22 protein-coding genes are annotated in these 24,110 nt (G+C 59.6%); 12 read left to right on the top strand and 10 right to left on the bottom strand.

Going from position 1 to position 24,110, the window contains the following annotated elements; all coding sequences use genetic code 11:
* Nucleotides 1-10: 10 nt before the first annotated feature.
* Nucleotides 11-1,381: a DUF4329 domain-containing protein gene (locus QMK54_RS02900; RefSeq protein ID WP_320402023.1), complete on the bottom strand. Its 1,371-nt coding sequence runs from the start codon at nucleotides 1,379-1,381 to the stop codon at nucleotides 11-13.
* A 253-nt stretch (nucleotides 1,382-1,634) separates the two neighbouring features.
* Between QMK54_RS02900 and QMK54_RS02895 the strand changes: the two genes are divergently transcribed.
* From QMK54_RS02895 to ureC, 6 genes are all read left to right on the top strand, one after another.
* Nucleotides 1,635-2,474 (top strand): urease accessory protein UreD, encoded by an 840-nt coding sequence (locus QMK54_RS02895; RefSeq protein ID WP_320402022.1) that lies wholly within the window; start codon nucleotides 1,635-1,637, stop codon nucleotides 2,472-2,474.
* A gap of 136 nt (nucleotides 2,475-2,610) precedes the next feature.
* Complete coding sequence (locus tag QMK54_RS02890; RefSeq protein ID WP_007999380.1) at nucleotides 2,611-2,913, top strand: urease subunit gamma; 303 nt, start codon at nucleotides 2,611-2,613, stop codon at nucleotides 2,911-2,913.
* Nucleotides 2,914-2,922: 9 nt separating this feature from the next.
* Complete coding sequence (locus tag QMK54_RS02885) at nucleotides 2,923-3,456, top strand: GNAT family N-acetyltransferase (RefSeq protein ID WP_110658149.1); 534 nt, start codon at nucleotides 2,923-2,925, stop codon at nucleotides 3,454-3,456.
* A 6-nt stretch (nucleotides 3,457-3,462) separates the two neighbouring features.
* Complete coding sequence (locus tag QMK54_RS02880) at nucleotides 3,463-3,996, top strand: GNAT family N-acetyltransferase (RefSeq protein WP_223593981.1); 534 nt, start codon at nucleotides 3,463-3,465, stop codon at nucleotides 3,994-3,996.
* Nucleotides 3,996-4,301 carry an urease subunit beta gene (locus tag QMK54_RS02875; protein ID WP_223593979.1) on the top strand — a complete coding sequence of 102 codons (306 nt, stop codon included), beginning with the start codon at nucleotides 3,996-3,998 and terminating at the stop codon, nucleotides 4,299-4,301. Before QMK54_RS02880 ends, QMK54_RS02875 begins: the two co-directional genes overlap by 1 nt.
* A gap of 142 nt (nucleotides 4,302-4,443) precedes the next feature.
* The gene (ureC, locus tag QMK54_RS02870; RefSeq protein ID WP_223593976.1) at nucleotides 4,444-6,144 is read left to right on the top strand and encodes an urease subunit alpha; all 1,701 of its coding nucleotides are present in this window, start codon (nucleotides 4,444-4,446) and stop codon (nucleotides 6,142-6,144) included.
* A gap of 65 nt (nucleotides 6,145-6,209) precedes the next feature.
* Here the strand turns inward: ureC and QMK54_RS02865 are convergent, their stop codons facing one another.
* On the bottom strand, nucleotides 6,210-11,480 hold the full coding sequence (locus QMK54_RS02865) for a dermonecrotic toxin domain-containing protein (protein WP_320402021.1): 5,271 nt from the start codon (nucleotides 11,478-11,480) through the stop codon (nucleotides 6,210-6,212).
* A gap of 248 nt (nucleotides 11,481-11,728) precedes the next feature.
* Here QMK54_RS02865 and QMK54_RS02860 point away from each other — a divergent pair, with 248 nt between their 5' ends.
* Nucleotides 11,729-12,856 carry a sensor histidine kinase gene (locus QMK54_RS02860; protein ID WP_110658139.1) on the top strand — a complete coding sequence of 376 codons (1,128 nt, stop codon included), beginning with the start codon at nucleotides 11,729-11,731 and terminating at the stop codon, nucleotides 12,854-12,856.
* Nucleotides 12,857-12,981: 125 nt separating this feature from the next.
* On the opposite strand, the gene QMK54_RS02855 is transcribed toward QMK54_RS02860, so the two are convergent.
* Both QMK54_RS02855 and QMK54_RS02850 read right to left on the bottom strand, forming a co-directional pair.
* Nucleotides 12,982-13,287 carry a chaperone modulator CbpM gene (locus tag QMK54_RS02855; RefSeq protein ID WP_057712199.1) on the bottom strand — a complete coding sequence of 102 codons (306 nt, stop codon included), beginning with the start codon at nucleotides 13,285-13,287 and terminating at the stop codon, nucleotides 12,982-12,984.
* Nucleotides 13,288-13,314: 27 nt separating this feature from the next.
* Nucleotides 13,315-14,262, bottom strand: a complete 948-nt coding sequence (locus QMK54_RS02850) for a DnaJ C-terminal domain-containing protein (protein ID WP_110658138.1) — start codon at nucleotides 14,260-14,262, stop codon at nucleotides 13,315-13,317.
* A 297-nt stretch (nucleotides 14,263-14,559) separates the two neighbouring features.
* Here QMK54_RS02850 and QMK54_RS02845 point away from each other — a divergent pair, with 297 nt between their 5' ends.
* Entirely contained in the window at nucleotides 14,560-15,834 is a 1,275-nt protein-coding gene (locus QMK54_RS02845; RefSeq protein WP_110658135.1) for an Hsp70 family protein, read from the top strand.
* A 160-nt stretch (nucleotides 15,835-15,994) separates the two neighbouring features.
* Here QMK54_RS02845 and QMK54_RS02840 read toward each other — a convergent pair whose 3' ends face one another.
* The 3 genes from QMK54_RS02840 to QMK54_RS02830 all read right to left on the bottom strand — a co-directional run bounded on the left by QMK54_RS02840 (nucleotide 15,995) and on the right by QMK54_RS02830 (nucleotide 18,353).
* A complete protein-coding gene (locus tag QMK54_RS02840) occupies nucleotides 15,995-17,008 on the bottom strand; it encodes an AI-2E family transporter (RefSeq protein WP_110662478.1) in 1,014 nt (337 codons plus the stop codon).
* A gap of 177 nt (nucleotides 17,009-17,185) precedes the next feature.
* Nucleotides 17,186-17,494, bottom strand: coding sequence for a PsiF family protein (locus QMK54_RS02835; RefSeq protein ID WP_320402020.1), 309 nt, complete (start codon nucleotides 17,492-17,494; stop codon nucleotides 17,186-17,188).
* A 64-nt stretch (nucleotides 17,495-17,558) separates the two neighbouring features.
* Complete coding sequence (locus tag QMK54_RS02830; protein ID WP_320402019.1) at nucleotides 17,559-18,353, bottom strand: helix-turn-helix transcriptional regulator; 795 nt, start codon at nucleotides 18,351-18,353, stop codon at nucleotides 17,559-17,561.
* Nucleotides 18,354-18,450: 97 nt separating this feature from the next.
* Here QMK54_RS02830 and QMK54_RS02825 point away from each other — a divergent pair, with 97 nt between their 5' ends.
* Nucleotides 18,451-19,326 (top strand): DMT family transporter, encoded by an 876-nt coding sequence (locus QMK54_RS02825; protein WP_320402018.1) that lies wholly within the window; start codon nucleotides 18,451-18,453, stop codon nucleotides 19,324-19,326.
* 14 nt (nucleotides 19,327-19,340) lie between these two features.
* On the opposite strand, the gene QMK54_RS02820 is transcribed toward QMK54_RS02825, so the two are convergent.
* The 3 genes from QMK54_RS02820 to QMK54_RS02810 form a co-directional block, all read right to left on the bottom strand.
* On the bottom strand, nucleotides 19,341-20,231 hold the full coding sequence (locus QMK54_RS02820; RefSeq protein WP_320402017.1) for a triacylglycerol lipase: 891 nt from the start codon (nucleotides 20,229-20,231) through the stop codon (nucleotides 19,341-19,343).
* A 96-nt stretch (nucleotides 20,232-20,327) separates the two neighbouring features.
* Nucleotides 20,328-20,633, bottom strand: coding sequence for a multidrug efflux SMR transporter (locus QMK54_RS02815; RefSeq protein ID WP_320402016.1), 306 nt, complete (start codon nucleotides 20,631-20,633; stop codon nucleotides 20,328-20,330).
* A complete protein-coding gene (locus QMK54_RS02810; protein WP_320402015.1) occupies nucleotides 20,634-21,272 on the bottom strand; it encodes an FMN-dependent NADH-azoreductase in 639 nt (212 codons plus the stop codon).
* Between the two features lie 109 nt (nucleotides 21,273-21,381).
* Between QMK54_RS02810 and QMK54_RS02805 the strand changes: the two genes are divergently transcribed.
* The 3 genes from QMK54_RS02805 (at nucleotide 21,382) to QMK54_RS02795 (ending at nucleotide 24,049) form a co-directional block, all read left to right on the top strand.
* Nucleotides 21,382-22,296 (top strand): LysR substrate-binding domain-containing protein, encoded by a 915-nt coding sequence (locus QMK54_RS02805; RefSeq protein ID WP_320402014.1) that lies wholly within the window; start codon nucleotides 21,382-21,384, stop codon nucleotides 22,294-22,296.
* 205 nt (nucleotides 22,297-22,501) lie between these two features.
* A complete protein-coding gene (locus tag QMK54_RS02800) occupies nucleotides 22,502-23,281 on the top strand; it encodes a hypothetical protein (RefSeq protein WP_320402013.1) in 780 nt (259 codons plus the stop codon).
* A gap of 78 nt (nucleotides 23,282-23,359) precedes the next feature.
* Nucleotides 23,360-24,049, top strand: a complete 690-nt coding sequence (locus QMK54_RS02795) for a hypothetical protein (RefSeq protein ID WP_320402012.1) — start codon at nucleotides 23,360-23,362, stop codon at nucleotides 24,047-24,049.
* The last annotated feature ends 61 nt before the right edge of the window (nucleotides 24,050-24,110 follow it).

Here is a 24,110-nt window from a genome sequence, read left to right as displayed (position 1 = left end):
CTATCAGCGCTCATTCAGGGTCCGAGGTGATGCGGCTTGTCCCTGCATAGGGCAGCCATCCAGAACCCACAACGCCGCCAACATCCCAGAGCGGGCTGCTGTTTTCGACCGTCAGCACGCCCGTTACGGCAACACTCAAGACAAAATCCTTAGCGCTCAGATGTCCACCCAGCAAGAGCTTATCGATGTTGGCGCCCATCGCCCCTTCGGTCTTGATAACCCAGGCTTCGGCTTCAGAAAACGTGCTGTGGTACTTCAGCAATGCACCATCCGGGGTCTGGAGGAACACCGAATAACCCAAGGCGGTGTCCACCAACCCTGATTCCCGAGCCTGCAGAACGCCGAAAACCAATGACTGGGGTGAGAAAAACTGCTGATACAGGTCAGCCTCTTTTTCCGGTAGTGGCGTCGCCAACCGCTCTGGCCCCAGATACATACCTGCCAACGCCTGATTGTCTGGCAACAGAAAACCGTCTGGAATGGCAGGAAATACCTGCTCGATTGCCAACAGTCCATCAGGTCGGTGGAGCGGCAATGTCGCGATGTATTCCTCACGGTCGTGGCGTTTGAGAATAAACCCTACGCGCTGGTGTTCCGCTATCGCTGGCACACGACGCAAGGCATCGTTCAACGCAGAGGCCGGGTCTTCAAAAACCGACGTATAGAACGGTTGGAGAGTGGGAGGTCCGGGTATGGCCGGTTGGAAGGGAATCCATTCAGAAGTGATGCGGCCGCGAAACCCACCCCAGACCGTGCCTGGATCAAGGACACGTATCTGGCCGATGGCCGCAATCCTCCTGACCCGATCTTCGGGGGGCGGCCCCATAAGGTATATGGGGCTATAGGGTGAGTCCGGCGGATTGATGGAGTAAGCCACCAGAGAACCAGCTGGACCTGAAACATAACTGTGTTTAAAGAAATCTCTCTGATTGAACGCAGTATGGAGATCGGGTAACGAAGGGAGCGAATTTAACAGTTTGACCTGTCCCTCGTTGAAGGTGCGGTAATTCTTGGCAATCCACTCGGAAATGTCCGGGTGGCTATGGCATTTGCCCACGCAAAGATATCCCGCTGGATGACTGATCGTTCGGGTAACTCGGTCGTAAGAAAGCAAACGCTCAAAATCAAAAGTGTTCGTCTCATCCTGTATGGGGGTAGTCGCGACAAACTTGCCATCCGGGCGCTGCAAAATCAGTGAACCGCTCTCTCTGTCAGTCACGCGCTCATGCTGGTGAAACCAATTCGCAGCATCGTCTGCGCAAATAAAGGGTTGGCTAACGGGTGGCAACACCGGCGCAGTCGTCGGTGGTTGCTCATGCGATTGTTTTTCAAGTTGCCCAAGCAATTCGCGTGCATTTTCACGATCTGTATCGGTAGTCATCAAGAAACTCCAGGTTGTTCGGTCGCCCCGCAGAAAGAGGGAGCGCACGCCTGGATCCTGAGTTTTCCGGGGGCACGGATGGCGGTACATATGTATGTCTGGAAAGACGAGCGAAGCACCAATTTGTTGCGCGACATTTCATGGCGCGCCTCTTGTTGGTGCACCGAGCCACGCAATAGCTGTGTCCTGCCGGGGGATACCTTGCGGCACAGCCTTTGCAAACATCCTGACGAGCTCACGATAAGCACTGACTATGACCCTTCTCGCTTCCGGCGCCTTGTTCACTCCCAGTTGGCACGCCGAACTGGAACTGGGCTATGCCCGGTTCGACAACACCACGCGCCCAGTCCAGCGCCGTCACAAGGGTCCGTTGCGGGTACAAAAACACCTTTATGCCGAAGGGCCAGAAGTCTGCCAGCACATCATTGTCCACCCGCCCGGCGGGATTGCCGGTGGCGATCGGCTGGACATCTCGGCCAGCGTCGAGGGCGATGCCTGGGCACAAATCACCAGCCCCGGCGCGGCCAAGTGGTATCGCGCTGCCGGCCCGGCCTATCAGCAGTTGCACTTGAAGGTGGCGGCCGGCGCGACACTGGAATGGCTGCCCCAGGAAACGATCATTTTCAGTGCGGCCCAGGCGCAGCTCAGTACCTGCATCGACCTTGAGGGCGATGCGCGGTTGTTCTACTGGGACATCGTGGCCCTGGGCCGGCCGGCCAGCGGCGAACGCTTCGATCTTGGGCACTTCCAGGCGCAACTGGACATCCGCCGCGACGGCCAGTTGCTCTGGCATGAACGCCAGCGCATTGTCGGGGCGGACGGTTTGCTTGATTCGCCCATCGGGCTCGACGGGCAACCGGTGTTTGCGACGTTGTTGGTGACGGGTGAAATTGATAGCGAGCTGCTGGAAACCTGCCGCACGCTGCCCAACGATGTGCGCGGGGATCTGACTCAGTTACCGGGCTTACTGGTTGCACGGTGCCTGGCGAGTGAAGCGCTGTTGGCGCGGGGGTGGCTTATCGATTTGTGGCGGTTGCTTAGGCCCGCGTTGCTTGGTCGCGAAGCAATACCTCCAAGAATATGGAACACCTGACACCGATCCCTGTAGGACCTGGCTTGCCAGCGAAGGCGTACTTGCCGACGCCAAAGGCATCGCTGGCAAGCCAGCTCCTACAGGGTCGGTATTAACAGATCCAACACTTTTTAATCTGCCCAGATGGATGTCTACAATGGACCTGACCCCACGCGAAAAAGACAAGCTGCTGATCTTCACCGCCGGCCTGGTGGCCGAGCGGCGTTTGGCTCGCGGCGTGAAACTCAACTACCCGGAGGCCATGGCCTACATCTCCGCGGCACTGCTCGAGGGCGCCCGCGATGGCCAGACCGTGGCCGACCTGATGCACTTGGGCACCACCCTGCTGACCCGCGAACAGGTGATGGAAGGCATCCCGGAAATGATCCCGGAAATCCAGGTCGAGGCCACCTTTCCCGACGGCACCAAACTGGTCACCGTCCACCAACCCATCGCCTGAGGCCGCGCCATGACTTACCACATCCGCGATGCCGTGCATGCCGATCTACCGGCCATCCGTGACATCTACAACGACGCGGTGCTCAACACCACGGCGATCTGGAACGAACAGGCGGTCGACCTCGGCAACCGCCAGGCCTGGTTCAGCGCCCGGCAGTCCCAGGCCTATCCGATCCTGGTGATCGTTGATGTCGACAACACGGTGCTCGGCTACGCCTCGTTCGGCGACTGGCGGCCTTTCGACGGTTTCCGTCACACCGTCGAACATTCGGTTTATGTGCGCAGCGACCAACGCGGCAACGGCCTCGGCCCGAAACTGATGGACGTGCTGATCGAACGCGCCAGGGGCTGCGGCAAACACGTGATGGTCGCGGCCATTGAAAGCGGTAACGCTGCCTCGATCCGTCTGCATGAACGCGTCGGCTTCATCACCACCGGGCAGATGCCCCAGGTGGGCACCAAGTTCGGCCGCTGGCTGGACCTGACATTCATGCAACTGACCCTCAACCCAGGCGCCGAGCCGCCAAGCGCCCACAAGGAGTAATGCCCGATGAACGCCGCTCAACTGCGACGCGTCAACGTTGAAAGCTTTGCGCATTATCGCCAGGGCCTGATCGACCTGCTGCTCGATGCCGTCGGCTACGGCGCCAGTGTCGGCTTCATGGCTGACCTTGATGCGACTCAGGCCCACGCCTATTTCGATGAGGTCCAGGACAACCTCAACAAGGGCAACGTGCTGCTGTGGGTGGTGGTCAAGGACGAGCAGGTGCAGGCCAGCGTGCAACTGGGCCTGTGCCAGAAAGCCAACGGCCTGAACCGCGCCGAAGTGCAGAAACTGCTGGTGCGTGAACATGCGCGGCGGCGCGGCCTGGGCCAGCAACTGATGAGCTCCCTGGAGGCGGCCGCCCTGCAGTACAAGCGCGGCATGCTCTTCCTCGACACCGAGGCCGGCTCGCCCGCCGAAGATTTCTATCAATCGCTGGGCTATACCCGCGCCGGTGAAATCCCCGACTACGCCTGCGACCCGAGCGGCCGCTACAAGCCGACCGCCCTCTACTACAAGATCCTCCAGGGAGCCCACTGATGATTCCCGGTGAATACCAGATCGAACCCGGCGAAATCGAGCTCAACGTCGGCCGGCGCACGATCAGCCTGAAGGTGGCCAATAGCGGCGACCGGCCGATCCAGGTCGGTTCGCACTACCACTTTTTCGAAACCAACGACGCGCTGACATTTGACCGCGCCGCCAGTCGTGGCATGCGCCTGAACATCCCTGCCGGAACGGCCGTGCGCTTCGAACCGGGGCAGAGCCGCGAGGTGGAGTTGGTGGATTTGGCGGGGCATCGTCGGGTGTTCGGGTTTGCCGGCAGGATTATGGGTGACCTCTGAGTCATGCGGTGTCCCTATTGACGCCTTCGCGAGCAAGCCCGCTCCCATAGGGGAATGCATTCCAAATGTGGGAGCGGGCTTGCTCGCGAATCTGTGAGCGAAGCGAACAGTCTCAAATTCAATTGAATCTCAAGGCGAACGAATGAAGATTTCCCGTCAAGCCTACGCCGACATGTTCGGCCCCACCGTCGGTGACAAGGTGCGCCTGGCCGATACCGAGTTGTGGATCGAAGTGGAACAGGACTTCACCACCTACGGCGAAGAAGTGAAGTTCGGTGGCGGTAAAGTCATCCGTGACGGCCAGGGGCAGAGTCAGTTGCTGGCCGCCGAGGTGGTCGACACCCTGATCACCAATGCGCTGATCATCGACCACTGGGGTATCGTCAAGGCCGACGTCGGTCTCAAGGATGGGCGTATCGCCGCCATCGGCAAGGCCGGCAACCCGGACATCCAGCCCAACGTCACCATCGCCATCGGCGCCAGCACCGAAGTCATCGCGGGCGAAGGCATGATCCTCACCGCCGGTGGCATCGACACGCACATCCACTTCATCTGCCCGCAGCAGATCGAAGAGGCATTGATGAGCGGCGTCACCACCATGATCGGCGGCGGCACCGGACCGGCCACCGGCACCAATGCGACCACCTGCACCTCGGGGCCGTGGCACCTGGCGCGCATGCTTCAGGCTGCCGATGCGTTTCCGATGAACATCGGCCTCACCGGCAAGGGTAACGCCAGCCTGCCGGAACCGTTGATCGAACAGGTCAAGGCCGGTGCCATCGGCCTCAAGCTCCACGAAGACTGGGGCACCACCCCGGCAAGCATCGACAACTGCCTGAGCGTGGCCGACCGGTTCGACGTGCAGGTGGCGATCCACACCGACACCCTCAACGAATCCGGTTTCGTCGAAACCACCCTCGCCGCCTTCAAGGGCCGCACCATTCACACCTATCACACCGAAGGGGCCGGTGGCGGGCACGCGCCGGACATCATCAAGGCCTGCGGGTTTGCCAACGTGCTGCCGAGTTCGACCAACCCGACCCGGCCGTTCACCCGCAACACCATCGACGAACACCTCGACATGCTGATGGTCTGCCACCACCTCGACCCGAGCATTGCCGAAGACGTTGCCTTCGCCGAGAGCCGCATCCGCCGCGAGACGATTGCCGCCGAAGACATCCTCCACGACCTCGGCGCGTTCTCGATGATCAGCTCCGACAGCCAGGCCATGGGCCGCGTCGGCGAAGTCATCACCCGCACCTGGCAGACCGCCGACAAAATGAAAAAACAGCGTGGACCGCTGCCCGGCGATGGCGCCGGCAACGACAACTTCCGCGCCAAGCGCTACATCGCCAAGTACACCATCAACCCGGCGATCACCCACGGCATCAGTCATGAAGTGGGTTCGGTAGAAGTGGGCAAATGGGCGGACCTGGTGCTCTGGCGCCCGGCATTTTTCGGCGTGAAACCGACGCTGATTCTCAAGGGCGGTGCCATTGCGGCCAGCCTGATGGGCGACGCCAACGCCTCGATTCCGACACCGCAACCGGTGCACTACCGTCCGATGTTCGCCAGCTTCGGCGGCTCGCTGCACGCCACCAGCATGACCTTCATCAGCCAGGCCGCACAGGATGCAGGCTTGCCCGAGGCGCTGGGTTTGAAGAAGAAAATCGCCGTGGCCAAAGGCTGCCGCGACGTGCAGAAAACCGACCTGATCCACAACGATTACCTGCCGAAAATCGACGTCGATCCGCAGACCTATCAGGTCAAGGCCGACGGCGTGTTGCTGTGGTGCGAGCCGGCAGACACCTTGCCAATGGCCCAGCGTTATTTCCTGTTCTGAAGCTTTGTTGCGCCATACACAAAGGCCTCGCACACAGTGTGTCGAGGCCTTTGCCTTGCTTGTGGTTATTGAGTGGATAAAATCCGCAGCCGGTCCAGTTTGGCGCGAATCATCGCTTCTCGGGTCAACGTTTTCAGTTGCTCCGTGATTCGCCCGTCGATGTCATTCAAGGCTTGAAAATACGCCTCGTCCGTCATGATCTGGCCATCCGCGAAATCACTTTCACTTTTGCCCAGTTCGCGGCAAAGCGCTGTTATTTCTACCTCCACATCCGCTTTTTCCTTTGCCGTGAGCCGTGCGCCTTCGGCCCTGCGCTGCAACGCATCCTGCAAATCGGTGGTGGCATCGATCTGGTGTTTCAAGCCATTCAATTCCTCGCGGTAAGTCGACTCCAGCCAGGTTTTCCAGAGTGGTTGCTCGAAGATCCGTTCGATCAGCAGATCACCCTCCTCCAACGCCTTGATCCGCTGGAACGCTGCCTCGATCAACTCTTTGCTGACCTCGGCGATACCACGAAACTGCATGCCCCGAGCCTGCCATGGCAAATCCAGGCGCTCAGCCAGATCGGTCATGTAGGCCAGGTGCACTTCCACTTCATCGATAGTGCCGGTCACCTCGCCATCGGCGCCGGTCCGACGCAGCTGCTCTCCCTTCGCCAACCGCTCGGACACCCGGTGACGGGCGATGGCGCCGAGTTCATCGAGCCGGGATTTGCCCAGGGCCAATTCCAGCAATTGTGTTTCGATCAAGTCCGCTCGCTCCAGGGCGTAAGCTTCGTGGACCAACACCTGCACGCCCATGGCGTTGAACAGCTGCGTGCCGCCATCCACGCATCGGGCGGGAACTGCAGCTTCGCCGAACAGATTGACTCGAAGTTCAGTGTCGCTGGCCATGGCCTCAAGCATGCGCCAGACCTTGGCCGTCAGTTCCGTTTGATAGGTGCCGCCGGCCTTGAAGTCGGCGGACTCGGTGAGCCTGCGGACTTCGTTGAAAAACGGCACCGAATCGAACTCATCCTCGACTGCGTTCCAGGCTTGCTGTTTTTCCTGCCATTGCCGCTCGGTCATGCCCGCCGCCCAGTCCGAACTGTCGAGCACGCCACGGGGCGGATAAGGACGCTCCGGGTCCATGCCGACCGACTCGATGTAAGACTTCAGGATGTCGAGGTTTTCCGCCGAGATCCACTCTGGCTCACGGCTGATCACCGTGCGTGCCAGCAACTCGGCGCGAAACGATCCGGGTGCAACTTCCGGTATCCGGCTGATGGGATTGCGGCTCAGTTCAATGAAAATACTGCGTGGCCGCGATTGAGCAAACAGCCCGACAGGCCAAGTGTCCAGACCGGCATCAGTCAACACCAGCACCTGCAAATGCGGCATCCGACTGACATCCGGTATGAGCTTCAATGGATTGCCGCGCAGCCCCAACGCCCTCAAGCGCGTCAGATTCTTCAGACGATCCACCGCCAGTACATCCAGTTCAATGCGGTTGTTGTTGAGGGACAGATCGGTGAGATGACGCATGTCCTTCAGCACTTGCGGAACGGCCGTCAGCAGATTGTCTTGCAGGTTGAGATAGCGCACTTGGCGGAACGAATCGAGAAAAGGCATGTGCTCGACACCGAGCCCGCAGTTGCGCATGGTCAGGCTGGTAACGTGACTGAAGTCGGCCTCCAGCCTGGGCAGCGTCTCCAGATGCCGGCCCAAGTGAGCAATGTTGTCCAGCACCAAGGCTTGCGGCCGCATTATCCCCGCAATCTGTACCCCTTCCGGTCCCGTTCGCTGCAAGCACTGCCTGAGCGCCGCGTAAAACCTGTTTCGCGAAACCCACTCCGCAACACCCGCCGGGGAGAACCGAAAGGAAGCCGTCGGTGAGTTCATCCAGCGTTGCATGTCACGGTTGAATTGATTGAACGCGTTCTCCCGAGCGGTGAGGTTAGCCTCCACCGATCCATCGTTCTGACTGAACTGCGTCAGTCGCGTTTCAATTTCTTCATCTGTAAAACCCGGATGTAACGCACGCAGCCGATGTCGATATCCCCGCCCTCGCGGCACCTGTCGTGCGTAGCCGGGCATGCCGCCACGCAGACGCATGGCCTTTGGGTCGAAGGCCGGTTTGACGTTGGGGTTGTCCCGCAGGACGGGCTCGAACAGCGAACGCTCCAGTGGCCGGGACCTGATCGCTTGCTCAAGCCTCGAGCCTTCGTGGATCTCGAAGCCCAGGGCCTTGCGCGGCGAGTCGGGCAAGGCGTGCAGGACCGACGCATAAAAATCGTCGGCGCCGTGCAGTTGTTGATCTTGCGCGTCACGCGCCTCGTAGCGCCCGTCCTCAGCCAGCACCAGGACCTTGCGCACCGATGCATCCTCCGCACCGATACTGTCCTTCAATACGCCGTTCAAACCGTACTCGCGAACTTCCAGGCGCAGGTCCGACGGCCAACCCGGCAGGGTTTCCAATGAGTGCAATTGCAGGTGCAGGGTATCGCTGTTGTGCAGCGCGTCGAGGTAAAGGCCCTCATAGGCCCGCGTCACGCGCAGTTGCTCTGCGGCTTCCCGGGCTTGTTGGGCGAGCCTCAGGGGCACGCGCTTTTTCTCCGCCAGATACTTCACATCCGACGGGTCTGCGCGCTGTAGAAGTTCTTGCGCCTGACGGGTCGAGAGTTCGGCCCAGTCGTTCTTGAGCAGGTTCACTGACGAGTCTGTCGAGCGCGTACGGCGCAAGTACAGCAAATCGAACAGGCGCTTTTTCTGCCCTCGTGCGTGCTCGGCGAAACGATCGCGCAGGGCCTCGATCCGCGCTTCCCGGTCACTGGAATACCATTCCCCCAACATTTCACGCAGCGCCTGTTCATCAAGAAACTCGACCACACGCTCGGGCAGCTTGCCGCCAAGCAGCTCCTCCCAGGTCAACTGCAACGCATTCACCGCTGTCGCATCGGCAAAGCCTTCCTTGATCCTTGCACCTTGCAGCCCTGGCTTCTCGAAGACCTCTATGGCTTTGTCGCCTGGCCAGCCCGGCAACTCCGTCATGAAACGCACAGCACAATCGGCCCATTCCTCGCCCACCCGGTTGCCCAGGATCTCGTCCACGCAGCCCGCCGCATCGACATCGGCCCTGTAGCGCGTGAGTGTGTCGCCAAGCAGCGCGGGCGGGGTTTCATGCTCGACATGCAGCCTGCGCAGTGCATTTTCATGCACGCCACTGGCGGTCAGAATCTGCTCCAGGGCCTCATCGGAGATCCCGTCCACCGAAGCGCCCAGCCGCCTGAGCAACTGGCGCTTGTCCCATTCGAGTGGCTGGTCGAGTTCGGTCTTCCAGGTGCCGGCGCCATTGTGTTCCAGCAGCGGCTGATAAGTGTCGGCGCGGGTCGGGTGTTGCAAACGATGCTCGCCGGTGCCCGGGTCTTGCTTGACCCCATAGCATTTGTCATCAAGGCGCAGCAGGTCCTGATCCTGATGTCGATACAGCCCTTGATCGCCGGCCTGTGCCTCTTCAGGCAACACGATCAGTTGCTCATAAGGGCCGAGGTCCGGGTTCCATAATCGCGTCTTGCCGCCAACCTCTACGGGCTTGAGGCCCTCGACAAATGACGAAACCTTGACTGGCGCGACACTGGTGCCCGGCAACACATGGCCGGCCCCCATGAGCGCCAATTGCGCGAAGTTGATCAATACCCCGTTGAAGTAGGCAGAGGCTTCTTCTTTGTCACCCTTGCTCCAGTCCTCGACCCCTTCGGCCACCTCGGCGAGCATCTGCGCGACCATGATGCCGAGCATGGCTTCACCCAGGCCGGGGACCAGCATTGCGGCAAAATTGAACACATTCCAGCCGATTGAAAGGTAACTGGTCAGGCGCTTGAAGCGTGCGTTGGCATCCTCGTCGTCGGTTGGTACGGCAATCAGCCGGGCATCGGCGATGGCCTTGTCGCGCCGCTCCAGAAACAGCGTGACCCACAGATCATCCGCGATCTGGTTAGTGACCGGTTCCGCATCGGGATTTTCGACCGCTGTTTCACGCCACCACGGGCCCATGTCCAGCGGTTCGCGCTCATGCCAGGTGACGGTCGTCAGACGCTCTTTGACCCGGGTGAAAAACAGCCCTTTGTCCTTTTGCGCCACAAAGCGGCTGAAAAAGGACTGGTAATCCGTACTTCTCAACTGCCCCAGGAGCACCTTCATGAACGCGGTGAGCGAGGGATACTCCTTCAAGGGATGGTCTGGATCGTCCGGGACATAGGCGATCAATGGGCCGCTCAATCGGCTCTGCTTAAATATATCTTCGCGGCGCAACAGCTCATCGCTCAAACCTTGCGGCCCATTGGCAAAGAAGGCCTGCAGCAGTTTGAATTTGTCGTATTCCTGGCCTGGCAGAACAGGGATGCGGCGCGACCAGTTTATCCAGAAGCTCAACAGGGTCGGCGTCAACGCTTTAACTTCGCGCTCTATTTGCGATGGATCGCTGACCGCACTGAACAACACAATACCGGTCAATCGACAGCCCATCAGCGACAACCGATGACACTGCAAAGGCAGCTCGTACAGCGTGATGTTTGGCTGCCCCTCACGCATCTGCCCCAGTTTGCCGTAGGCATGATCACTGATGTCTCCCTTCAAACGGGCAATCAGTGCGGCCACATGAAAGGCGGCCTTTTCACTGGTGACCGAATCCTTTTGCAGGGTTTTTCGTGCCTTTTCGGTACCAGGCGACAAAACGGACTTGATGTGCCGTTGGTATTGCCCGCCGATGTCGAGGCTGCGGCACAGGGTTGCAAACGCCGGGAGGCTGATGGCCGGTTCAAGGCTGAGACTGCCCTGATTGTCCTTGCGGTAAATACCGGAACTGTTTCGAAACGCACCTTCGGCGGTTTCAGCTTCCTCAAAGTTGTGCAGCGCCGCCTCCAGTAATGTGGACTGCCGGACACGGCTGGCACCGATGTCGATGACGAAGCCGATGGTGCTGGGCACTTCGAGCTGTACAGTCAGTTCGCTGATTCGTTCGACCGATGGGTAATTCGCCTGCAATTTCTCACTGACCAGCGGTTCGGCGAAGGCCTGGATGTCGTCCTGCAAGTTACCCAGGGTCTTGTCCAGTACGCCTTGTGCACGCCAGCGCTCGTCGATCAATTGCTTCAGGTACTGGCGGTCAATGACCCGTGCTCCGCTGAACCAATCTGGAATCGCGGGCTTGCGGGTTTCGAGGGATTTCAGCCTGGCTAGCGGGGCATTTTTTATGGCGCCCGGTATCGCGTCAAACACACGGCGAAAATGCACGCCGTTGTGTTCGCCGCCCGCGGCTTCAATCGTTTGCTGTGAATGGCTTCCATGCAATTCAGACACTGCTTCATCACCTTGATGGCTGGATGGGAGCCCACAGGTTCAACAACTTTGCCCTCAAACAAAAGTGCAAAAAACGGTTGGACCAGCCCTCGAAAAGGGCTCCCATCGTTCGAAAATCAAAGAGCCTTCAACACATAAGTACCGCCATGGAGGCGTTGGTTTATGCCACGGCATGAGCGGTCGTGTTTTTTCCGGCAAAGGGACTACTATTCGATTCGCTGCCCCCGATTCATGCCCAGGTAACCGCCATGCGTCTTTCCGAATTCATCGTGTCGCACGTTGATCGCATCGTCGATGAGTGGGAGCTGTTTGCCGAAACCATCACTCCGGCCGCCGAGACCATGGACAGCGTCGCCTTGCGCGACCATGCCCGGTCGATCCTGCTGGCCGCGGCCCGGGACATGTGCAAACCCCAGACACCCTCCGAACAAGCGGCCAAGGCACGCGGTGAAGGGCCGGAAAAAACCCCGAGCCTGAACGAGGCCGGGGCCAGCCATGGCGAATTGCGCCATACCGTGGGTTTTGACCTGGTGCAGATGACCAGTGAATTCCGTCATTTGCGCGCCTGCGTCATCCGCCTGTGGGTCAACAGCCTGCAATCGCCTGACTTGGCCTACTTCCAGGACATGATCCGTTTCAACGAAGCCATCGACGAAGCGCTCGCCGAGTCCACCGCCACCTACGCCGAAATGGTCAATCGCTCGCGGGATATCTTTCTGGCGATCCTCGGCCATGACCTGCGTGCGCCGTTGCAAGCGGTGAGCATGTCCACCGAATTACTCCTGCGCAAAGCCGCCCTCGAGGGTGATGCACTCAAGTGCGCGATCAATATCCAGCGCAGTACCGGGCACCTGGCGGTGATGGTTGGGGATTTGCTGGAACTGGTGCGTAGCCGCCTGAGCAAGCGCCTGCCGATCGAACCGGCGCCCATGGACATGGCCGATGCGGCACGGGAAGCGATTGCCCGGGCGTGCGCCGGTCAACCGGAATGCGATCCGACCCTGGATGTACAGGGTGACACCCGCGGCACCTGGGACCCGCGCCGGCTGGATCAGATGCTGCAAAACCTGATCGGCAATGCCTTGCAGCATGGTTCCAGCAAACGTGAAGTGAAGCTATGCCTCAAGGGCGAGGCCGACAGCATTCGACTGACCGTGCACAACGATGGCGTCCCGATTCCCACCGATGCGATCCCGACCATTTTCGACCCGCTGGTGCGCAGTGCCAGCGAAGAACTCGGTGAGCCCACGACCAGCCTTGGCTTGGGGCTGTTTATCGTCAAGGAAGTGGTCGACGCCCATCAGGGGACGATTGAAGTCAGCTCCAGCGAGATGGATGGCACGATGTTTACCGTGGTGTTGCCGAGGAAGGTGTGAGGTCGGGAGACTGCGTTATCGTTCTTCGCGAGCAAGCCCGCTCCCACATTTGAAATGCATTCCCCTGTGGGAGCGGGCTTGCTCGCGAAATCGGCCTGACAGGCCCTGCAAAAGCCACAGCATACCTACTCGACCACCAGCCGCCCCAACCGCTGCTTCAACATCCGGTTCTCGGCCCGCAGTTGCTGGACTTCCTCAAGCAGGTCCAGCGCCAGGGCGACGCCTTCCCATTCCAGGTCAAGGTCGCGCCGCAGCTTGGCGGCGCGCTTGGCCAGGGTCAGCTCGTAGTCGTTGAAAACCCAGTCCTTGGGCTGAGCGCCCTGAGGTTCGAGGATGCCGTGTTCGACGATTTCGATCACGTAGACGTCCGACAGCTCGGTCGCCTCACAGAATTCTGCCATGTCCAGTTGAACGATCAGGGGACTGCTCATTGTCAGTGACTCCTTGGTTCTAAGGGATCAAAAATTCTCACGCGGATCGAATGCCGCTTTTTTCGCCAGCTCCTGCCACAGGGCCTTGGTGTCTTCGTCGGACTTCTTCGGCATCACGGCCTTCAGTTGCACGAACAGGTAACCGCGCTCACCGGCCTTGTTCATCAGGCCGTGGCCCTTGGCGCGCATGCGCTGGCCGTTCTGGCTGCCGGCCGGGACCTTGAGGTTGATCTTGCCGGTCAGGGTCGGCACGGCGACTTCAGCACCCAGCGCCAGCTCCCACGGAGCCAATGGCAAGGTGATGATCAGGTTCTCGCCTTCGACGTCGAATTTCGGGTGCGGTGCGAAACGGATCGTCAGGTACAGGTCGCCATTGGCCCCGCCACCCACACCCGGAGCGCCCTGCCCCTTGAGGCGAATGCGCTCGCCGTCGGTCACGCCGGCGGGAATCTTCACGTTCAGGCTCTTGCTGGTGTTGCTCACATGCTGGCCGGCCGCGTTGTACTGCGGTACCTGGAAGGTGACCTTCTTCGATTCGGTCGACAGTGTTTCTTCGAGAAAAACCCCAAGTTCCATTTCCACGTCCTGCCCTCGACGTCCGGTGCTGCGACGCGACTGTTCTCCACCACCAAAGCCTGGCCCACGGTTGCCGAATATCGAACTGAAAAAGTCCGAGAAATCGCCCGTGTCCTGGCCGCCACCACCGAAACCACCACGGCTCTGCCAGCCTGGTGGTCCCTGGAACGGCTGGCCGTGCTGGCCATAGCGGCGCAAATCATCGTATTCGGCGCGTTTGTCGGCGCTTTTCAACGCTTCATAGGCTTCCGAGGCGTCCTTGAACTTGGACTCGGCATCCTTTTCCTTGCTGACGTCGGGGTGGTATTTGCGCGCCAGCTTGCGATAGGCGGCCTTGATCGCCTTATCGTCTGCGGTCGGTTCCACACCGAGAATCTTGTAATAGTCTTTAAAGTCCATCGCGGGAATCACCATCCGTTATCAAATCGCGCCACAGGCCACAGCATGCGCTTGTTTGCAGCCATTGGTCCGACCGATCTCAAGTTTGTGACCGGCTGGCGCAGCAGAAGTTTATCGGCAGCAGGCGGGGCTTCTTGCGAGCACTCCCGCGGCTGTCCGGTTGATGCAGGGTAGTTTGGGGAGAATGTCCCATCTTTCAAGGCATTGTTTGCGAAGAATTAGCAGATAACCGGCCTTCGAATCTGGCGCGCTCTGACATACACTGCGCGGCCGTTTTTTAACCGGAACCTGAAAGACATGAACAACGCATCTCCAGCCCGTGCCGTGGGTATCGACTTTGGCACGTCCAACTCCACCGTCGGCTGGCTGCGCCCCGGCATGGAAACGCTGATCGCGCTGGAGGACGACAAGATCACCCTGCCGTCGGTGGTCTTCTTCAACATCGAAGAACGCCGCCCGGTGTACGGCCGCCTGGCGCTGCACGAGTACCTGGAAGGCTACGAAGGCCGCCTGATGCGCTCGCTCAAGAGCCTGCTGGGCTCCAAGCTGATCAAGCACGACACCAGCGTCCTCGGCACGGCGATGCCGTTCAAGGACCTGCTCGGGCTGTTCATCGGCCAGCTCAAGAACCGCGCCGAAGCCGCCGCCGGTCGGGAATTCGAAGAAGTGGTGCTGGGTCGTCCGGTGTTCTTTGTCGATGATGATCCGATGGCCGACAAGGAAGCCGAAGACACCCTGGTCGATGTGGCGCGCAAGATCGGCTTCAAGGAAGTCTCCTTCCAGTTCGAACCGATTGCCGCGGCATTCGACTACGAGTCGACCATCGAGAAAGAAGAGCTGGTGCTGATCGTCGACATCGGCGGTGGTACCTCCGACTTCTCCCTGGTGCGCCTGTCGCCGGAACGTCGCGCTGTGGATAACCGCCAGGACGACATCCTCGCCACCGGTGGCGTGCACATCGGCGGGACCGACTTCGACAAACAACTCTCGCTGGCCGGCCTGATGCCCCTGTTCGGCTACGGCAGCCGGATGAAGAGCGGCGCCTACATGCCCACCAGCCACCACATGAACCTGGCGACCTGGCACACGATCAACTCGGTGTACTCGCAGAAGTCCCAACTGGCCCTGGGCAGCATGCGCTATGACATCGAAGACACTGGTGGCATCGACCGCCTGTTCAAGCTGATCGAGCAACGCGCCGGGCACTGGCTGGCCATGGAAGTGGAAGAAACCAAGATCCAGCTGACCCACGCCGACAACCGCCACGTGCCGCTGGATCGCATTGAAGCGGGCCTGAGCGTGGACTTGAGCCGTGTACTGTTCGAGTCGGCCATCGACAATCTGCTGGAGCGGGTGCGCAACAGCGTCACCCAATTGCTGACAGACGCCGACGTGCGGGTCGATCAGGTGGATACGGTGTTCTTTACCGGTGGTTCGAGCGGGATTCCGGCGCTGCGCAACAGTGTTTCGGCGATGTTGCCGAATGCTCGGCATGTGGAAGGGAATATCTTTGGCAGCATCGGCAGTGGTCTGGCGATCGAGGCTGCCAAGCGTTACGGCTCGATGGACTGATCCGAAATCTCTGTGGCGAGGGGGCTTGCCCCCGTTGGGCTGCGCAGCAGCCCCGAAATCAGACACCGCGTACAGTCAGATTTGTTGATTCAAACTGACTGCGGTTGCTGCGCAACCGAACGGGGGCAAGCCCCCTCGCCACAATCAGATCAACAGCGGATCAAACCATCCCCACCTGCTTCAACTCACTCTTCAGATACGCGTAGTAAATCGGCCCCGCCACCACCCCCGGCAGGCCGAACGCTGCCTCGAACACCAGCATCGCCAACAGCAACTCCCACGACTTGGCACTGATCTGCCCGCCGACGATGCGCGCGTTGAGGAAGTATTCGAGCTTGTGGATGAAAATCAGGTAACCCAGCGCCGCCATGGCCACCCAGATCGACAGCGACATACCGACGATGGTGATCAGGGTATTGGACATCAGGTTGCCGATCACCGGCAGCAGGCCGAGCAGGAACGTCAGGACGATCAGGGTCTTGGTCAGTGGCAGCTTGATGCCGAACATCGGCAGCACCACGGCCAGGAAAATCCCGGTGAAGAAGGTGTTGAGCAGGGAAATCTTGATCTGGGCGAACACGATGTTGCGAAACGCCTGGACCAGCAGGTGCAGGCGATCGAACAATGCGGCGGCCAATGGCTTGCGCTTGGTCAGGTCCGGCACACGCTGCAAGGCGATGATCGCACCCAGAACCATACCGATCAGCAACGTCACAAACATGTGCGCTGCGTCCTTGCCGACCAGTTGCAAATCGCTGAGGTGCTTGCTGACCCATTCGCCAATCGCCACGCGGAACTCGGCGGCACTGGCCGGCAGATAGGCGTCGATGAACGGCGGCAGTTGCCCGCGTGCGCGGTCGACCACCCCCATGAACTTGTCGAGGGAAGCGCCGGGGTTTTCCGCCTCGTGCAGCAGGAAGCTGATGGCGCCGGCAAAGATCAGCGACAGTACGCTGACAATCAGAGTCCCCAGCAACGCCACCGCCAGCCAGCGCGCACGTCGGCCCTCGATCAGTCGTTGCAGTTGCGGGGTGAGCATGTTGACCAGTTCGAACACCAGCAACCCGGCGAGCAGGCTCGGCAGCAACCGCAGCGGCAGGACCAGTAGCAGCCCGCCAAAAATGATGACCCAGCTGATGACCAGCAAAACTTGACGCTGAGAAAACGTTGGCATACAGCCTCAACAACGAACGGCATAAAAAGGATTGGCAGTCTGCCAGCGATCCGGGGCGAGCACTAGGATTGTGTGGGGCGACCTGTAGGAGCTGGCTTGCCAGCGATAGGCTCACCACGGTGACCTGATACGCCGCGTCATCTTCATCGCCGGCAAGCCGGCTCCTGCAAGTGCAGATTATTTTTTCTTCAGGCAATCGCTCATGAACGCCTTGCGCTCGTCACCCTTGAGGGCTTTGGTGGCAGCGTCGGCGTTGCAGGTTTTCATTTTCTCCTGCTGTGGAGTCAGGGCCTTGCCGGCATCGTTTGCCGCCGGAGTAGCCTTCAGGCACGTGCTCATAAAGGCTTTGCGCTCGTCGCCCTTGAGGCTCTTGGCCGTGGCGTCGGCGTTGCAGGTAGTCATCTTTTCCTGTTGGGCTGTGGCGGCGAAGCCCTGGGAACAGAGCAGCAAACCGATCATCAACAAAGGGACGCGCATTAGCTTCATGGAGTTTTCTCCTTGTTGCCGCACCGAAGGACGCGGCCTCGTACTGGAGTGTAGACAACCCCTGTTACACCTTCCTGTTCTCCAGGTGACTGCGTCGATATTGCTCCGGCGTGCACCCGGCCTGGCGCTGGAACATGGCGATAAACGCCGAGCCGGTGCTGTAGCCCATGTCGAAGGCGATTTCCTGAATGCTGCGCTGGCTGTCCAGCGCTTCGATCGCCGCCAGAAACCGCAGGCGCTGGCGCCACTCGCCGAAACTCATGCCCAACTCCCGCACGAACTGCCGCGCCAGGGTGCGTTCACTGACATGGATGCGTGCGGCCCATTGCGACAGGGGCCGGTTATCCCCGGGCTCGGCCTGCAACGCCTCCAGGATCCCCAGCAGTCCGGGGCTGCTGGCGTAGGGCAGATAGCACTCGTGCACCGGAGCCTGTTGCAACTGGTCCACCAATACCTGGGCCAGACGCTGGTCGGCAACCTGCTCGGGGATTTTCACGTCGCGGGCGGCGAAGTCCTTGAGGATCGCCTTGAGGATGTCGCTGATGGCCAGGGTGCAGGCGCGCGACGGCAGATCGGCGCAGACCTTGGGGGCCAGGCAGACGGCGCGGTAGTTGACCGGCTGGTGGCTATAGAAACTGTGCTCGATCTGCGGCGGCACCCACACCGCGTATTGCGGTGGCGACATGAAGCGACTGCCGTCGACGTCCATGTGCAGCACGCCGTGGGCGGCATACTCCAGCGTCCCCCAGGGATGCCGGTGGGGGGCGGCGTATTCGTGGGCGTCGAAATCGGCGTAGCGGAAGTACACCGCCGACGGCAGCTCGCTGAAATCCAGCAGGTCGATGTGTTTACTGCTCATGCTGTCCGTCATCAGGGGCCGGTTGTCTGGATCGAAGTATAGGCTTGTATCCAGACAAGCGGATAATTGCCCTTCATTAACGTTCTGGTTTTTCCCGATGCAATACGCTTATCCCCTGCTGGCCATTTTCATCTGGGCCGGCAACACCGTGATCACCAAAATGTCGGCCGGGGCGATCTTCCCCGCCGAGATCGGTTTCTACCGCTGGCTGCTGGCCGGGTTGCTGTTCACGCCCTTCATGCTCAAACCGGTGCTCACCCATTGGCCGCTGATCCGCCCGAACCTGGGCAAGATCTTTGTCCTTGGTGTTCTCGGCATGGCGGTCTATCAAAGCCTGGCGTACTTCGCCGCCAGCCTGACCTCGGCCACGAACATGGGCATCATCCTGTCGCTGATGCCGCTGATGTCGCTTGCCATGGCGATCATCAGCCTCGGCCAGCGCCTGACCATGGGTGCCCTGGCCGGTGCGGTGCTGTCATTCACCGGCGTCCTGGTGGTGGTGTCGGCAGGCAGTCTTGGCGCATTGCTCGAACATGGGGTCAACCTGGGCGACGCGATGATGCTGATCGCCACCCTGGCCTACGCGGTCTACAGCACCCTGTTGAAAAAATGGCAGCTGAAACTGCCGCCGCTGGTGCTCCTGTATTTGCAGGTGCTGGTGGCCGTGGTGGTGCTGTTTCCGCTGTTCCTCGCCTCACCGAAAGTCGGCCCGACCCTGCAGAACATTCCGCTGGTGCTGTATGCCTGCCTGCTGGCTTCGATGGTCGCGCCGCTGGCGTGGATGCAGGCCGTGGTCCGTTTGGGGCCGAGCCGGACCACCCAGTTTTTCAATTTGCTGCCGTTGATTACCGCCCTGATCGCGGCGGTGGTGCTGCATGAGCAGTTGGCGCTGTATCACCTGGTGGGCGGGGTGTTGACCTTGGGTGGGGTGATTGTTTCGGAGCGTTGGACGACGGTGTTGGGGCGCACTTAGCTTTTTGTGGCGGTCTACAGCCCTGCCGCGTTCAGTCGCGCCGCATGTTCGACAAACAAGCGAATCGGCTCGGCCCCCTTGCCCACCAGCCCCAGCGACTGGTTGACGATGTCGAAGTGATCCAGCGGATACTCATCGCCAATCACCGTGCCCAGGTGCGAGCTGTAGCGCCCGACCATGCCGTCGCAATGCCCGGCTTCGCGGACGAAGGTTTTGGCGAACAGCCGGCAGCTGCGGTTGGTGCCGTCCAGCAGATTGCGCCCGCGATCGGTAATGCCCGGTTGCAAGGTGCCGGACCAGGAGTAATAGCGCACGCCATTGACCTCTTCCGGCCCGTGACCGCCCCAGGTTTCAGGCAAGCCCTGTGGATAATGCAGGTTGAACAGCGCCACGCCAGCGGTGGTAAGGGAATGGTGTGACGCATGGATATCCACCGGCAGCTTCGGCCCGCGGTAGCCGGTATCCAGCCACCCCATCAACACGCCGATCAGCCGCAGCAGAAAGCTCAGCAGACGACCACGCACGCTGTCATGGGGATAATGCTCGTGCAGGTAATCGGCGAGTTCCGAACCGTGATTCGGCCCCGCTACCGAAGTGACCGAGGCGATCAGGTCCGGGCGTTTGGCCGCCGCATAACGGGCGGTCAGCGAACCCTGGCTATGGCCGATCAGGTTGACCTTGGCGGCCCCGGTTTCCCGCAGGATTTCGTCGATACGCGCCAGCAGTTGCTCACCGCGCACTTCGTTCGAATTAAGCGGCGAAACCTGCACGGCGAACACCACCGCTCCGCCGCGGCGCAGCGCCTCGACGATCCCGTACCAGTACGGGTAAAGCACCAGGCGGATGAACCCGAGCATTCCCGGGACCAACACCAGCGGGTAACGCGGGGCAGAACCTTGGGACATGGGCGGACATCCTTGTGGTCGGGTGGTGACGCAAGGCGGGACGCAAGACATCCGCCTAGCATCGCCAGCGAAGATGACAAGTCTATGTCATGCGCCCTACTTCAACCCCACCACACCCGCGACGATCAGCCCGACCGAGACCAGTTTGATCACGCTCAGGCTTTCGCCCAGCAGCGCGAAACCGAGAAACACCGTGCCCAGGGAACCGATGGCGGTCCAGATCGGGTAGGCGATGCTCACCGGCAACTCACGCATGGCCAGGGTCAGGAAGTAGATCCCGGCCACAGCGGCCACCACCGTGATCACCGAAGGCCAGAGCCGGGTGAAGCCCTCGGCGTACTTCATGCCCATGGCGAAGGTGACTTCGAACCCGGCGGCAACCAGCAGAAACAGCCAGGCCATCTAGAACTCCCCGGCCAGCGCCAGCAAGCGCTGTTCGGCCTCGGCAGAGGATATTGCGAAGCTGCGCTCGGCGGACTCCTCACCCTCGGCAGCCACCACGGTGACGTCCGTGATGCCGATGAACCCGAGCACCGTGCGCAGTAGTTTGTCGGCATGGTTCATGGCTTCCAGCTCACCTCCCGGGCCAAAACCGAAGCCGCCACGGCTGGTGATGATCAGGGCTTTTTTGCCCTGCACCAACGGTTGGTACTGGGCCACGCCATTGTCCAGGGTGTGATCGAAGGTCAACCCGACGCGCACGATCTGATCGATCCAGGCCTTGAGGCCACTCGGTACGCTGAAGTTGTGCATCGGCGTGGAAATCAGCAACACATCGTGGCCGAGCAGTTCGCCGACCAACTCGTCGCTGAGCGCCAGATCGGCCTGCATCGACAGCGGCCGAGCGTCGGGCTCGGGGTAAAACGCGGCGGCCACGAATGCCTCGTTGACCGGTGGAATCAACGCCCGACCGACTTCGCGTCGGGTCAACTGTGAGTGTGGATGACGGGTCTGCCAGGCCGACAGAAATACTTCGGCCAAACGGCGCGAGTGCGAGCGATCACCACGGGGACTGGCATGAACGGCAAGAATTTTACTCATCTGAATCTCCTCAGGGTTAAACTCAAACGGCTTGTGGCTTGCAGCTTGAAGCTCGCCACCGCTCTCGTTCAAATGAGCAGAAATCAGTCTGGATGAATGTATTTCATCCATGGAGTGTTCAATGTTTGCTTCGTTGCCGTTGACCGCCCTGCGTGCCTTCGAATCCGCCTCACGCCTGTTGAGCTTCAAGGCCGCCGCCGAAGAACTGTCGGTCACCCCGACGGCTGTGTCCCATCAGATCCGCTCCCTGGAGAGTTGGCTCGGCGTGCCGTTGTTCGAGCGCTTGCCACGCCAGGTGCGCCTGACCGAATGCGGCGAACGGCTGTTCCAGAGCCTGCACGGGGCCTTCCTGGAAGTGGCGCAAAGTGTCGATACACTGCGCCCACAACGCAGCAGCGCCAACCTGACGGTCTCCACCACCGCGGCCTTTGCCGCGCTGTGGCTGGTGCCACGGTTGGGACGTTTCTACGCCCGGCACCCGAACATCAGCGTACGTCTGGATACCCATTGCGAAGTCATCGATCTGCATCAGGACGCCAGTGTCGATCTGGTGGTGCGCTACAGCCTCGACGATTACCCCAACCTGTACGGCCAGTGCCTGTTCGATGAGTCCTTCGGTGTCTATGGGTCCCCCGAGCAAGTGGCCCTGGCGTCGAGTCGCACACCGGTGCTGATCAGCGTGCGCTGGCACAACTCCAAACTCTATGCCCACGGCTGGGAGGCTTGGTGCGCGCGATCCGGTGAAACCTGGCTGAACGACCGGCCCGCCGTGCGCGAATACGACGAAGAGCATTACGCCCTGCAAGCGGCGATTGCCGGGCAAGGCCTGGTATTGGCGAGCAATATTCTGGTGTCGGAAAGCGTGGCCAGCGGGCTGTTGTTGCCTTACCGGGGGGAAATCCAGGTCGAGGGTGCCGGCTACAGCGCGTTGTGTGTGCCGGGGCGTGAGCGGCATCCACCGGTTCGGGCATTTTTTGCGTGGCTGCGTGAAGAGGCATTGTTGTCCGGGCATGCGGTGCGCTGAGCGGAATCGACAACAGTTCAAATAGTTTTTAGTTGAGCAATAACTTTAGATTGCCCCGCACACTAAAAACAACCACACACCACCAACACTAAACACAACTAAAAAATCCAAGTTACAAACCTCAACTAGACTTTAAGAATAATGGAATTATCCTAACAACTCCAGCCAACCGGCTATTCACACAAACAAGTAAAGGATTACTTTTATGCTACTTGAACAACGACTGGAATTCATTGACTCCCTGCCGTCCTTACCGATCCAGATACAGCGTTCGGCATTTTACTCTGATTCGCTTTCAAATGAACCTGAGCACGACATCAACAAACCAACCGCCAGTGTAATGCCCGGCACTATCGACGCCTTCCTGCCCGGCGTTTCGAAGGAAAACATCAGCGACATCAACTTGTGCAAACTCGTCATGCAGAACGCGGCCACCAAAAAATTCCCCGAAGATGCGCAACTTTTCGAATGGTACCGCTACTATGTCGACGGCCTGAGCAAACTGGGCTGGGTGACGCAAAACAGGAATATCCAGGAAGTTACCATCCGGAAAGTTGGCCTGACGATGGATCAGGTTGCGCTCGAAGTGACCGCAGGGTTGATTGGCGGCAATGCTGCAAAGGTTCTGGCTGATGTTGCTAAAAAGACCGTCGAAGCAGTGCAGAAAAATCCCGGCGTCATTCAGTTGTTTGATCGTAACCAAAAGCTGGGCAAGCAGGCGAAATTCGACATTGCACCGATCTGGGTGGACAACAACATGCAACCGAATATGGTCCTCAACTGCATTTCCCTGGATGCAAGGGAGAGCACCCGCGGCATTCTGTTCTGGAAGTCGACCCAGCAGTCCACCACAATAAAAACCGGCGCTGTTCGTACTTACCTGGACAGCAAAGTTTTTTCCGGCCTGCGCGATGACCTGTACAACAAATTCAGCGCGACCGGCAAGAAGTACATTATCGATATGCCTGACCTCGATGAAATGTAACCGCCACCAACATGTTTAAATCGGCCTAACCTTCCGATTTAAACAACTTTTTGTGCACACTTTCGCGCAGGACAACACATGAAAAATATCATTTTCGACACTTGGCTAATTAATGGAAACATAACAGTTTTTTGTGGACTGCACGAAGACAGCTTTAAAAAAGACATCTTATCGTCCAGCCTGTTTGGCGAACTGGTAGCGTCAAAAAAAAGCGATAACCCTGTGGTTTCCTGGCCAACTTATACAGCTACCGTTCAAAAAATTGGCTGGATGGGTAATAGCCGAGGGAACCAGCGCCTCGACTTTGAAAACAGCAGTCTGTTGAGTCTCATTGGAGAATGCGCAGGGAGTACCTTGTCAAAAGATGAACGGCAAGCGCTCACCAATGCATGGGGTCACCTGACAAATCTCCAGCCTGACTCACCAGCGATCAGGGCAATCGTCGAGAAACTTCAAAGAAACGCTACCGTGAGTGAATCCAACCCCCATGCAACGGCTTCAACGGCTGCATTGCTCACAATTATTCGCAACGATAAAACCGTAGTCACCCTGCAAGTGACATTCGAAACGACCCACGAGCTGGAAAGCGAACTACTCGTCCAGCCTGTACTGAACGCCATCAATAACGACCAGACCAACAGTTGGCAGTTGTGCTGTTTACTGGATGAGCGTTATTACAATGAGATACGAGAAGATGTCCTCAAGAAACTCGGGTGCAAAATTGAAACAAAACTGCTGCACATCCCTGCCCCCCCCGACTTGAACTGAAAGATCGAGCCTGCAATACGTTCAAACGCCCCGAATCGGGGCGCTTGAACTGTTCACCGGC

Origin of the sequence: Pseudomonas sp. P5_109 (genome assembly GCF_034009455.1) — a bacterium.
Lineage (GTDB): Bacteria > Pseudomonadota > Gammaproteobacteria > Pseudomonadales > Pseudomonadaceae > Aquipseudomonas.
Note: the sequence above shows the minus strand (reverse complement) of the source record. Positions and strands in the feature narration are given on the sequence as shown.